Annotated in this window: 7 protein-coding genes and 6 pseudogenes; 6 read left to right on the top strand and 7 right to left on the bottom strand. The window is 54.4% G+C overall.

Annotation, left to right across the window (positions count from 1 at the left end):
• Positions 1–130 precede the first annotated feature (130 nt).
• The 4 genes and pseudogenes from FV222_RS07835 to FV222_RS07820 form a co-directional block, all read right to left on the bottom strand.
• A pseudogene (locus FV222_RS07835) lies at positions 131–884 on the bottom strand (IS5 family transposase).
• Positions 885–1057: 173 nt separating this feature from the next.
• Positions 1058–1849 carry a class I SAM-dependent methyltransferase gene (locus FV222_RS07830; RefSeq protein WP_147813754.1) on the bottom strand — a complete coding sequence of 264 codons (792 nt, stop codon included), beginning with the start codon at positions 1847–1849 and terminating at the stop codon, positions 1058–1060.
• A gap of 126 nt (positions 1850–1975) precedes the next feature.
• Positions 1976–2125: pseudogene (locus tag FV222_RS07825) on the bottom strand (IS66 family transposase); the annotation flags it as partial.
• 35 nt (positions 2126–2160) lie between these two features.
• A pseudogene (locus FV222_RS07820) lies at positions 2161–2812 on the bottom strand (IS3 family transposase); the annotation flags it as partial.
• A gap of 220 nt (positions 2813–3032) precedes the next feature.
• On the opposite strand from FV222_RS07820, the gene FV222_RS31030 reads away from it, so the two are divergent.
• Together FV222_RS31030 and FV222_RS31025 are read left to right on the top strand one after the other, a co-directional pair.
• Positions 3033–3542, top strand: a complete 510-nt coding sequence (locus FV222_RS31030) for an IS110 family transposase (protein WP_246685371.1) — start codon at positions 3033–3035, stop codon at positions 3540–3542.
• Positions 3543–3551: 9 nt separating this feature from the next.
• A complete protein-coding gene (locus tag FV222_RS31025) occupies positions 3552–3995 on the top strand; it encodes a transposase (RefSeq protein WP_348644933.1) in 444 nt (147 codons plus the stop codon).
• Positions 3996–4121: 126 nt separating this feature from the next.
• On the opposite strand, the pseudogene FV222_RS07810 reads toward FV222_RS31025, so the two are convergent.
• Positions 4122–4766: pseudogene (locus tag FV222_RS07810) on the bottom strand (IS110 family transposase); the annotation flags it as partial.
• A gap of 75 nt (positions 4767–4841) precedes the next feature.
• Between FV222_RS07810 and FV222_RS07805 the strand changes: the two are divergent.
• From FV222_RS07805 to FV222_RS07790, 4 genes and pseudogenes are all read left to right on the top strand, one after another.
• Positions 4842–5310 (top strand): annotated as a pseudogene (locus FV222_RS07805) (IS5 family transposase); the annotation flags it as partial.
• 385 nt (positions 5311–5695) lie between these two features.
• Complete coding sequence (locus tag FV222_RS07800; RefSeq protein ID WP_147813752.1) at positions 5696–7432, top strand: glycosyltransferase; 1737 nt, start codon at positions 5696–5698, stop codon at positions 7430–7432.
• Positions 7433–7435: 3 nt separating this feature from the next.
• Positions 7436–8665: a glycosyltransferase gene (locus FV222_RS07795; RefSeq protein ID WP_147813750.1), complete on the top strand. Its 1230-nt coding sequence runs from the start codon at positions 7436–7438 to the stop codon at positions 8663–8665.
• 227 nt (positions 8666–8892) lie between these two features.
• Positions 8893–10157: pseudogene (locus FV222_RS07790) on the top strand (IS66 family transposase).
• Between the two features lie 229 nt (positions 10158–10386).
• Here the strand turns inward: FV222_RS07790 and FV222_RS07785 are convergent.
• Both FV222_RS07785 and FV222_RS29425 read right to left on the bottom strand, forming a co-directional pair.
• On the bottom strand, positions 10387–11118 hold the full coding sequence (locus FV222_RS07785; RefSeq protein ID WP_147813748.1) for a class I SAM-dependent methyltransferase: 732 nt from the start codon (positions 11116–11118) through the stop codon (positions 10387–10389).
• Between the two features lie 212 nt (positions 11119–11330).
• Positions 11331–11486 (bottom strand): hypothetical protein, encoded by a 156-nt coding sequence (locus FV222_RS29425; protein WP_187277257.1) that lies wholly within the window; start codon positions 11484–11486, stop codon positions 11331–11333.
• Positions 11487–11888: the final 402 nt, after the last annotated feature.

The following is an 11888-nucleotide window of genomic DNA, read 5'->3' as shown; positions in this document are numbered from 1 at the left end:
CGTGCGGCAGGCCATCATCGGTCAGCTGTTCGCCAGCCTCGTTCCGCCCGTCCTGTGCCCACACTGCCGAAGGCGCTTCAGGCTGCCCTCTAACATCAAAGTGCCCAGGTAGTGCTAGATCGCGGACTCATTAAGTTCGTAGCCAGACGCGAAGGGCAGCGAGTTTGACGCTGGCGAGGAAGTTGTCCGGGTCTTTGTCGTAGCGCGTGGCGACGGCCCGGAAGTGTTTGATCTTGCTGAAGAAGCGCTCGACCAGGTTGTGGTACTTGTACAGGAACGGGCTGAAGGCCAGGACCTGCTTGCGGTTGGGCATCGGCTTTACGTTCGCCGACGCACCCTGCTCGGCCATCCGCGCTCGCAGCGCGTCGCTGTCGTAGGCGCGGTCAGCCAGCAGGACATGACCTTCACCCAACCCACCCAGCATGTCGGCCGCCGAGCGCCCGTCATGCGCCTGACCGGGCGTGATCTTCAGCGCGACCGGACGGCCCTCGGCATCCACAGCGCGTGGATCTTGCTCGTCAGGCCGCCGCGCGAACGACCCATGCCACCGGATCCGCCATCTTTTTTTTGGCGCAGGCCGCATGCTGGTGCACCCGCACGCTGGTGGCGTCGATCATCTGCAGATCACCCTCGTAAGCCTTTGACATGGCCGTGAGAAGGCGATCCCAGATGCCGCGCTTGCGCCAGCGCCGGAAGCGGTTGCCGCAGGTCGTGTAGGGTCCATAGCGGGCCGGGATGTCGGCCCACGGCGCACCCGTGCGCAGTCGCCAGAAGATCCCGTTCAGCACCCGTCGGTCGTCCACCCGATCCTTGCCAAGCACGTCCGTCGGAAGCAGCGGCTCAATCACCGCCCACTCCGCATCCGTCAGGTCAAACCGGGCCATCCTCGGTCCTCCATTCGGAAAACCAACAATCCACCGCCCAAACCGTGCCACCCGTTATGGGTTCACGACCTAGGGCGAACACGGGGCTACCACCCTCGGCGCTCGCCTTCTTCGTCCTCGCCACAGCCATGATCCTCATCAGACGGATCGCCCGAGTCTCATGAAACTGCGTCCTATATAGGAACGCAGACTGGCTTATTCTGTATAGTGCATACGTCGTGATGATCGGCCCAGGCAGCCTCAAATACCCCCAGAATCTTCCAGGCCATTTTGCTTTCAGCAAGCATAAAAAACCAGTTAGGTTTTATTAATGACATACCTAATGTCGGCTGGTTATCATATGGTGCGTAGCCATATCCTTTTTCAAAATAATCCTGTTCGATCAACTTGAATTTACTATCAGATATGTATCGTGCCTGACGCATAGTTTGGCCAAGCTGAGCTCGGCGGCCATGGAACGATACAACGAGAATGCCATTCGGTTTTAGCCAATTCATGAATGCATGCATAGCTGCAAGTGCATCCTGCTCTGACAAATGTGACAGTAGCGAGCCAACCCAGATCAGGTCATACTTATTCGGTGGTTTTATATTTGAAATTCTTTCTTCCGACTTCCACATGTTAGTGCCTAAAATTTTCCTGTGAAAATCGATATCAGCCTCGCGGAGATCACTCCCGGATACGGTAGATTCAGGATATGCCGCACGTAACCATCTGGTAACGCGCCCAGCACCGCATGCAAAATCAAGAATTTGCTCAGGGGCCGGCATGCATCCCAAAGCAATACTTGTTTGAATTATAGTTAGAGCAGACGCGCCTACTTGGTAATATGCCGTAATATTACTTGTTGCCATGTGGTCGTGGAGGGCGACCCTTGGATCGACTGATTTATATGTGTCTTTTATGGAGGCTGGCATCGGAAAGGCTGGCTTTTCGGTGGTTCTAATTTCAATAGAAGCGTTCATCTGATGTCCAATCTTGTAAGGGTTTTTGACAAGCGGCGGTTAATTTGGAATGGCAAACTAACACACTTCAACTCCTGGGCCATCCGTTGTTCACGGGCAATTACCCAACCCTTGTAATCGGGAGGTTCAGGCGCCGACGGTTTTGAGAATGGTACCAAAAGGACTGCAGCCTGTGAGGCGGGCGGTATTGACCATGGTGCGGATGGCGTCGTGGCCTTCGGCGGCCCACATCGCGCGGTAGCCGTTGGTGACCTTCCGTTGGATGACGGACGAACGCTGATCGGCCTCCACGCGGTGGTCCAAGGGTAAAGTTAGTGCACGGTGGGCCGCTCCGCCACGGGTAGCTTGGCCGGCGTAGCTGGTCGGGCGAGCGCAGCCGGCCAAGCGGAGAAGGCTGGCATGAACACCTCCGGGGCCGGCGGCTGGTATTCCAGAGAGGCATGCGGGCGCACGGTGTTGTAGTGACGTCGCCAGCTTTCGATCACGACCTGCGCTTCCCTGAGTGTGTAGAAGATCTCGCCGTTCAGGAGTTCGTCGCGAAGCCGCGCGTTGAAGCTTTCGACGTAGCCATTCTCCCATGGCGAGCCTGGCGTAATGTAGGCCGTCTTTGCTCCGACGCCGGTGATCCAAGCTTGGAGGGCCTTCGCAACGAACTCCGGGCCATTATCCGAACGGATATGGCCAGGTACGCCACGCACGATGAACAAATCCGAGAGCACGTCGATGACGTCGGTTGCCTTCAGCTTACGGGCGACCCGGATCGCCAGGCATTCGTGCGTGAACTCGTCGACCACGTTGAGCATCCGGATCTTGCGCCCGTCATGCGTGCGCGCCTCGACAAAGTCATACGACCACACGTGATTGCGGTGTTCCGGGCGAAGACGGACGCAGGAGCCGTCGTTGTCCCAGATCCGCCCTCGCTTGGGCTGCTTGGCTGACCTTCAGACCCTCACGGCGCCAAATGCCCTCATCCTCGTCTTAGGCGCTTTTGCTAAACTGCCTGTGTCGCGTGAGCGATGCCCGGTCCCGGATGGCCATCCGGGACCGGGCGGCCGTCCGTCGGATCGACCTCATCGGATCCCTCTCGGGGATGAGGCTCAGCAGGATCGCGGACGGCCTCTTCATCGGGTCCGGATGGTTGCCTGAACAGCCAAGGTTCGAAGACGAGGCAGGATCGACGAAGATGACTGAGGATAACATGATCATCGCCGGGATCGACACCGGCAAAGCCAAGCTCGACATCGCCCTTCGCCCCGGCGGAGAAACATTGCAGGTCGACAATACGCGGTCTGGCCATCGCGACCTCCTGGCCTTCCTGACCCGGCATCGGGTCTCAAAGGTCGGGATCGAGGCCTCGGGCGGATACGAGCGGCTGATCGTGGCGGCTCTCTGTGCGGCGGGATTTGCCGTGATCCTGCTCCAGCCCCGTCAAGTCCAGGCGTTCGCGCAGTACAAGCTGCGGCGCGCCAAGAACGACCGGCTTGATGCCGGCCTGATCGCCGAGTGCGTCGCGGGTCTCACCGCACGCCAAACGGACTTCGATCCTCGCCTCGCCCAGATGGGCGAGGCGTTGCGCCGGATCGAGCAGATCGAGGCCGACATCGTGCGGGCCAAGACGCGGCGGGAGAGCTTCCACGATGCGCGGTTGCGGAAGGTGCAGACCCGCGAAGTCGAGCGGCTGCAGCGCTTGTAGAAGGCCGAGATGAAGCGGCTCGTGGCCGAGGTCGACGCCGCACCCGCACTGGCCGCTCGGCTGTCCCTGATCGAAAGCGTCGAGGGCATCGGCCGGCGCACCGCGCTGACCCTTCTAATCGACATGCCGGAACTGGGGCAACTCTCACGCGAGCAGGCCGCCTGCTTGGCTGGCCTGGCGCCGTTCGATCACGACTCAAGCACGCATAAGGGCGTCCGCCGCATCGCTGGTGGGCGCGCCAGCGTGCGGCGCGCGCTCTACGCAGCAGCCCTGCCGGCCAGTTTCCGCTGGAACGCAGCGCTATGCCAGCTCTACCAACGCCTGGTCGCCGCCGGGAAACCGCACAAGAAGGCTCTCACCGCCTGCGCCAGGAAGCTCCTTACCTACGCCAACGCCGTCCTCCAGCGCGGAACACCATGGACCAACACTGAGCCCCTTCTTAATGGTTGCTGAGCCTGCCGAAGGATCGACACGCTTGTCGTTGACGAACCATCCGGCCGCCTTCAGCAGCGCGCTGATCTTGCGGTAGCCGTAGGGCCCATACTTCTCGGCCAACGCCACGAGATCAGCCGTTAGCGCGAGCTGGCGAGCACTCTCGTCGGTCCGGGCCTGTTCGGCGAACTCGCCATCGAGCGTTGCGATGCGTTCGTCGAGGGACTGCCAGCGTTCCAGCACGTCGGCCACGAGGCTGCGCATTCGTGACGTGATGTCCGCGGCGGTGTCGGGATCGAGCAGGGTGTTCAGGCTGGCAACAAGCTTGGCACGTCCTTGCGGGACGATGTGGCCGCGCTCCAACAGGATGGCCCGGATCTGGTTCATCAGGGCCGTGCGTTCACCCAAGAGCTGGTCGCGCACCCGGTGCAGGGTCTGCATGTCGAGCTGCGCTTCCGACTTCAGCGCGACGAACCGCATGGTCGGACGCGTCGCAGCCTCCGCGATCGCCTCGGCGTCACGGTCGTCGTTCTTCTGAGCCTTGACGTAGGGACGCACGTATTCCGGCGACATCAGCCGGATGGTGTGGCCTAGAGCCGCGAGCGCCCGGCCCATGTGATGCGCGCCACAGCACGCCTCCATGGCGATGATGCAGGCCGGAAGCGTCGCGCCAAAGGTCATCACCGTCTCGCGTCGCATCCAGCGTCGCAGGACGACCCGACCGGTCGCATCCTGCCCCACCAAGCTGCAGCTGTTCTTGCCCAGATCGATCCCGAGTATCGCAATGGCCATCGGTCCGCTCCATCCCTCGTGTATGCCACACTGCAAACCTAACAGTGAAGCCCAGTGAGGGGCGGGCCATCCATAAAGGGGGCGGCGACCGGTCCGAACCCGACCGACTGGGGCAAGCCGGGCACGAAGCGCCACCTCGTCGTCGATGCCCACGGCACGCCGCTCGGTGTCGTGCTGACCGGGGCCAACACTCACGACAGCACCCAACTCGTCGCGACGCTCGACGCGATCCCGCCGGTGCGCTCGGGTCGCCGTGGACGCCCATGCACAGGCCCGGCAAGCTGCACGCCGACAAAGCCTACGATCACCGCCGTTGCCGCCGGAAGTGCCGGGCTCGCGGAATCAAGCCGCGTATCGCGCGCCGGGGCATCGAAAGCAGTCAGCGCCTGGGCCGCCACCGGTGGGTCGTCGAGCGTACGCTGGCGTGGCTGGCGCGATTCCGACGCTTGGTCATCCGCTACGAACCCGCGCCGACATCCATCTCGCCTTCACGACCCCCGCCTGCGCCCTCGTCGCACTCAACCAATGGAGACGGTTCTGTTAGACGCTCTAAGTCCGGTCGACACGTCTCGGATGGCCAAATTCGAGCTAAGATCGTAATTCTAGCTATCAATTGATCCTCAAATAAGTTGAAGGAATTTTTGGTGCAATCCACGCAGCCAACACACGTGCTCGGCAGGTCAAACCTACCTGCAAGTAGATCTAAAAATTGGTTGGCCGTTTGACAGTTTGAAAATCCGCAATTAATGTGTTTATTTTAATTTTAAGACCGCCTTGTTTGTGGGCAGAGCGGTGAAGGGCATGCCGGGCTATTAATAAAATATTTGTTGTGTTATTAAGTTATTTGCCTACCTGCAAACCCGGATTAATTATGAGGTGCGTGTTTTAAGGATTTGATTGTACAGAATTTCACTTCCAGAGGTTGAAAAATGGCCGAAGATCGCGCGCAACTAAGCACAGATATGTTACCAATTGTTGTCGGAATGAATAGTGATGGATGTCGTATAGTCATTAAGTTAGAAAATATAAGTTTCATATCAGGGCAATATCTTATTGTTCAAGGCTGGAGTATCGGTGCAAATACAATCAGTTTAGTAAGCAAACATTATCAAACAAGAGGCCGTATTGAGCGATTCGCAAGGCCCGATGTCCTGGCCGTTTACAGTGAAACATCAGAAACCGACGTGGGGTTCATATTTACTATAGATAACGCTCCAAAAGATCAATACTTTATTGAACTAACTTATATAAACGATGCTGTCGAAACGTCTAAAAGGATTCAAATTCAAACGGACCGTCTGGCTAACTTCCGATATTTTGCTCCATCAGATATTTCTCAATACGTCGAGAATTTATCTGTTGGAGCCGCCGCAATTGATGCGGTCTTATCGCTCGGCCAGAATGGCGCGGTAGTTTTTGGTTGGTTTTACTTGGTTAATGGCGCAACGACACTGAAGCTTGTTGACGACAAGCAGATTTTATATGATGTAGGTGATACTACGTCGCGATTAATACGCAAAGATGTCAAAGCAAGTCTAAGCAATAAATACCCTTATATTGGAAATCAGACGGGCTTTGTCTTCTATACGTCTATAAATCTAGATTTATTAGGCTCAGTATCGCTTTGCTTAGAAGACGAGCATAGAGGTCAGCTGTGGCTTAAAATTGAACCCGACAACGAGCGTCTGTGCGGAATGAAAGGTATTTTTAGGATACTATCTTCCGTGCCTGCTATAAATGAATATCGGCATCTGATATATGATTTATATGATAGATCGATTGGGCAACCTATAAAAACCTTATCAAAAAAAATCTCCCCAAAAAAATTAGAAGTAAGTCAAAAAGTTTTTGGCAATGCTCATACTGACCCACAGCTATCAGTTATTATTCCTATTTATGGCCGCATCGATTTTATACAATACCAGATGGCTCAATTTAGTCGAGAGATGACTATTGGGGAACTTGATATAATCTACGTGGTTGACGATCCAAATGCGATTACTGAATTTATAAAATTAGCCAGCTCACAGTTCGATATTTACCAAATTAGCTTTAAAATTATATGGTATGACTGCAATCTCGGTTTCGCTGGAGCAAATAATATCGCTGCGTCCCATGCGAGAGCTCCTTATATAATGCTATTGAATTCTGATGTAATGCCGAACACACGGGATTGGGCATCGCAGTTACTCAAAGTCTTTTCTGATGCGGATCTAGTTGGAGCTGTTGGGCCGTTGTTGACTTTTCATGATGGTTCGATTCAGCATGCAGGCATGGAAGCTAAAGTTGAAAGTACTTTGCCGGGATTTATATTAAACAGGCATGTTAATAAAGGAACATCCTGGAACGGTAGTTATGAATTATACATGACAAGCATGCTAACGGCCGCCTGTATTGTAGTCCGCAAGGATCTGTATTTTGAGGTTGGCGGACTTGACGAAGAGTATTTAATCGGAGATTTCGAGGATAGCGACTTTAGTCTAAAGATTCGAAGCAAAGGTTATAATCTACTAATTCAACCATCATGTCGAATGTGGCATTTAGAGCGGCAGTCACAGAATTTATCCAATATAGCAGATCATAGAATGCTTATCACTTTATATAATAGTTGGTTATTTACAAAAAAAATCTTGAATAACGAACTTTTAGATCCGCGGGGGATATAAGATATGCGCGTAATTATATTCAGCCATGGCCACCCAAAATTCAGCAAGGGCGGTGGTGAAATCTCAGCTTACAATCTGTATACTGCGATTAGCAGCGAACCAGATTGTGAAGCTTGGTTTGTTGCTAGAGGCGGAAAAGAACTTATCAATCCGAATTGCCTATTCTCGGTTGTCAAAGAGCGTGAATATATAATCGGATCCTCCTCTAACCATTTTAATTTATCATCAGGCATTGACTTGAGCGATGGAGGCGAACTCGCTGAATTACTTCGCAAGATTTCTCCTAACGTAATCCATTTCCATCACTATGTTCATTTGGGAATAGACCTAATCCATTGCGCCAAGCGAGTTTTGCCGCAAGTCAAAATCGTTGTTACTTTCCATGAATTCATTGGCATTTGCCATAATTACGGGCAAATGGTTACAACTTCTGGACGGCTGTGCTACCAAGCGTCGCCGCGTGAATGCTCTCTGTGCTTTCCGCTGATTACTAAAGAGGACTTTTTTTTAAGAGAGATGTTCATTAAGACCCATCTTGAAAAAGTCGACCAATATGTTTCACCCAGCAGATTTTTAATGGAACGCTATATAGAGTGGGGATTATCGCGCAATAAGTTTGTTTGCATCGAAAACGGTCTCCCAAATGATTATAATATAGTACCAAAACTTTTTGAAGATTTCTCAAAATATATCCGCCTTGCTTATTTTGGGCAGATCAACCGGTTTAAGGGAGTGGACGTCATTCTCAGAGCGATCGCGAGCCTCCCAAAAAAAACGCGGAAGAAAATATCGTTAGATATATATGGATCAGGGCTGGACACGCTGGATCTGAATTTAAAGCAGGAACTTCAAGATTTGCAAAAACGGTGCGGCAAATCTGTTACATTCCACGGGGCTTATCAACCAAGAGAGATTGAGCAGCTTATGGAAGGGGTTGATTGGGTGGTGATGGGGTCTGTGTGGTGGGAAAATTCGCCCGTTGTTATTCAAGAGGCGTTTAAATATGGCAAGCCGGTAATTTGTCCTGGAATTGGTGGCATGCAAGAGAAAGTTCGACCGGGTTTTGGGGGTTTAAATTACCGTGTTGGTGATGCCCTTAGTCTTCGAGACTTAATATCAAAAATTTGCAGCGGAAGTATCGATTGCAAGGACATTATTGAAAAAATTCCGCCGATTTGTTCATTGAGGGAATACGCACATCGACATCTTGCAATCTATAATAGTCAGTCATGACCCTAGGGCGTCTGGAAATATCTTTCAGCAACGAGCAGTTTTGTGAATTCTTGATGCTGTGAGCGTTGAAGAGAATCGGGTGGGTCAGCCATGGCTCTCGATTTGGATGAGCAGACACCTCAAAGGAGCACGCGTTTGCGTGTGATATTCACCAAGCTGACGCCGCCCGCGGCTTTGCCGTAATTGCCCACCTTGTTCGGGTTGGGTTTCGCTGACTCCCTCGTAGGATGGGCCGAAGCGATCTTGAGTGGCTGAGCCGCGAGGAGCTGATCGAGTTGGTGCTGCGGATGCAGCGCCCGACGAAGACCTCGCGTACGTCTTTGGAGCCGCCCACGACGGACCGCAAGGAGCGGCGGGAGCAATCGAAGCCCGGTCATAAGGGTCGTAGCCGCGTGATGTGCGACGAGCCCGGTTCGGTCGTCGACCATCGTCCCATCACTGTTCGTGCTGTGGCGGCGACCTACACGCGGCGCTGTCGGCCGAGGTCGTGAGCGTTTCCGAGCAGATCGAGTTGCCGGAGGTCGCGCCGTCCGTCACCCAGCATCGACGGCTGGCGATGCACTGCCCGACCTGCGGGACGCGGGTGGTCGCAGCCGTGCCGGAGGCGGCGCGGGGAACACCTTTCGGCCCACGGCTGCATGCGGTTGCCACCTATCTCAAGACCTTCCAGGCACTGTCTTACGAGCGGCTGCAGGCGGCGCTCTCCGACCTGTTCGGCTTGACGCTCAGCCAGGGTGGCCTGATGAACCTGCTCCAGCGCGCGCAGAGGCGCTTCCGCTCCGGCCGCGAGGAGGCCGTCTCAACCCTGCGCCGGGCTACGGTGGTCGCCTCGGACGAGACCGGCGTGCGCATCGAGGGCAGCAACGCCTACCACTGGGTCTTCCATTCGGCCGAGGCCGTCGTTCATCAGGCTTCGCCGACGCGGGGTGCGGTCGTGGTGCGGGAGATGATTGACGGACATCGTCCGGCGGTTTGGATCACGGACCGCTACACGGCTCAGCAGGGCCATGCGGCCGCCCATCAGACCTGCCTCGCCCATCTCGCCCGCAACGTCGCCTACGTCGTCGAGACCAGCGATGATCCCGTACTCTGGCGTTTGCGCCTCAGGCTGCAATCCGTGTTCGCCCTGGCCGAACACGTCACTGATCTGGCCACCTCGACGCTGGCCGCCAAGCGCCGGAACCTGGATCGCCAGCTCGGCGCCATCCTCGCCACGCCGAGCCGCAGCGACCTGACCCGCGACCTGCAAGCCAAGATCGGCCGGGCGCGCAATCAGCTCCTCGTCTTCTTCGATCATCCCGGCGCAGTCGAGCCCACCAACAACGGCTCCGAGCGGCTGCTGCGCCCGTCCGTCGTCCAGTTGAAGATCACCAACGGCTATCGCGCGATGTGGGCCGCCGAAGGCGAAGCCGCCATCTGCACCGACGTCGATACCGCGCGCCTCACCGGCGCCAGCCCGTTCCGCATCATCCTCAAAACCGTCGGCGCCTGAACCTCACGATTACGGGGGTGGGTAATTACCCTACGCCTCCACCGCCGTACCAAACAACACTCACGGGCGAGTAGTTCCACGCCATCGCGAGCCTGAAGCAACGCAGGAGAAACCTCATCATCTTGGAAGCTGCATGATTTTTTGCTAGCACAAGGCAGCAATGCCGCACTCTTGCAAACATGAGATATCAGAATGTATCTTGCGAGAGATTGTTGAGTATAGCACCTTTTTATATCCAGAAATGTTTCCAGATATCTTCTTTTGTTTGAAAATTACTAGTTGGCACAATAGACACATCTGACCAGAACTTATCGAATGCGCCGCCATCAAGATCTTCATTCATCTCAGTGAGAATTTTATTATAGTCATCACGAAGTACATTACTTGAAGGATTTAAGTTGGTAATACAAATCAATCCGGTCGGATCGGCATCTATCGCAATAATTTTTAAGTCATTTCTATGCTTTTTTAGGACTGGCAGTATCTTCCAAACATCGCCTGTCCACCAGTCAGGTCTTTGCGCGCTTTCCCGGCGAGGGTCCGTAGAGCTCCGCAAGGAAATAAGCTCTTCGCCCGGCAGACAGTCATGTATCATAACGACCGAATTTTTCTTACTATGGCGCTCCGTATTGTAGAAGTCTCGCAATAAGAACTCCGAAAGATGCATCCCGTCAAGAAAAGCCATATCTATAGGTTGGCCAAAAATGGCGGTGGGATCGTATTTGGAAAAGAAGTGATCGCTAGTGCATTGATAGAAGTGACATGTTGGCTTAGTGCGGATCACATTGGATGCAATGTTAAAACCTGGGTCTATTGCAATAGTCGAACATGCGGATAGGGCAACAGATTCGCCCGAGCGGGAACCAATTTCGAGATAAGTCGCAGGTTCCAGCACCCTATGAAATCTTTGCAAAAGAGAATAATAATTTTCACCCTGGACTCGATTATAGTACTGCGCCATGAGACTGACCCGCGTTTGGAAATACGAAAAAACCGACCATTAATTTTAACATCTTGTTTTAATTCGATGCAAGACACGTCGTTCCCATGAGCAAATAGTCAGTTAAAGATTCTACGTTCGTCACCCTTAGACAAAGGGGTCAAAGGCCCTGCTAGCTAAGCTGCGTACTCCTGTGGAGGTTGGCGTATAGAATCCATGGATATCCCGCGTCGCTACTCGAATTCTGCGAATCGAGCATTGATGCTGACCTGCATTAGATCCACGATGGCGAGACGAAGCGCGCGATGCAGGCCGTCCCCGGGGTCTTCGCGATGGTTAGCGGCGGGATAATCAATATCACTCGTCTGCTCCGAAACAACGTCCTGCATTCCGGCCTCCTCGCACCGCCACGATGAGTTGGTCTATCAATTTGTCTATCTAGCGTCGGAATGTTGAAGCCTATGAAACGTAGCCGTTCTTTCGGAAATCTTCAAGCGCGACGAGTAGAACAGTGCTGATCGGTCGCCCGTAACCCGTTCCGTCGATTGAGGGTCTTCGTAGGGCAGAGCTTTAACGACTAAGCCACCCTTCGTGACGGTCTCTGGCAATTCACTCCGACCGCGACAGCCAGCAGCCTGCGCCATGACATCAAGGGCCTGGCCTTCCTAGCACTACCTGGGCACTTTAAAGGGTCGTGATGCGTTGTCTGCCCGAGGATGGCTCGGGGGCGGCGATGGATCGGGATCGCGAGGGGACGGACGGGCTCGATACGTGGCTGGCGCCGTTCTTGG

The sequence above is a fragment of the Methylobacterium sp. WL103 genome, from assembly GCF_008039885.1.
In the GTDB taxonomy this organism is placed as follows: domain Bacteria; phylum Pseudomonadota; class Alphaproteobacteria; order Rhizobiales; family Beijerinckiaceae; genus Methylobacterium; species Methylobacterium cerastii.
Note: the sequence above shows the minus strand (reverse complement) of the source record. Positions and strands in the feature narration are given on the sequence as shown.

Coding starts and splice junctions, on each gene's coding strand:
- FV222_RS29425 (WP_187277257.1), bottom strand. CDS start 11,486: ATGCAGGACGTTGTTTCGGAGCAGACGAGTGATATTGATTATCCCGCC.
- FV222_RS07830 (WP_147813754.1), bottom strand. CDS start 1,849: ATGAACGCTTCTATTGAAATTAGAACCACCGAAAAGCCAGCCTTTCCG.
- FV222_RS07795 (WP_147813750.1), top strand. CDS start 7,436: ATGCGCGTAATTATATTCAGCCATGGCCACCCAAAATTCAGCAAGGGC.
- FV222_RS07785 (WP_147813748.1), bottom strand. CDS start 11,118: ATGGCGCAGTACTATAATCGAGTCCAGGGTGAAAATTATTATTCTCTT.
- FV222_RS31030 (WP_246685371.1), top strand. CDS start 3,033: ATGACTGAGGATAACATGATCATCGCCGGGATCGACACCGGCAAAGCC.
- FV222_RS31025 (WP_348644933.1), top strand. CDS start 3,552: ATGAAGCGGCTCGTGGCCGAGGTCGACGCCGCACCCGCACTGGCCGCT.
- FV222_RS07800 (WP_147813752.1), top strand. CDS start 5,696: ATGGCCGAAGATCGCGCGCAACTAAGCACAGATATGTTACCAATTGTT.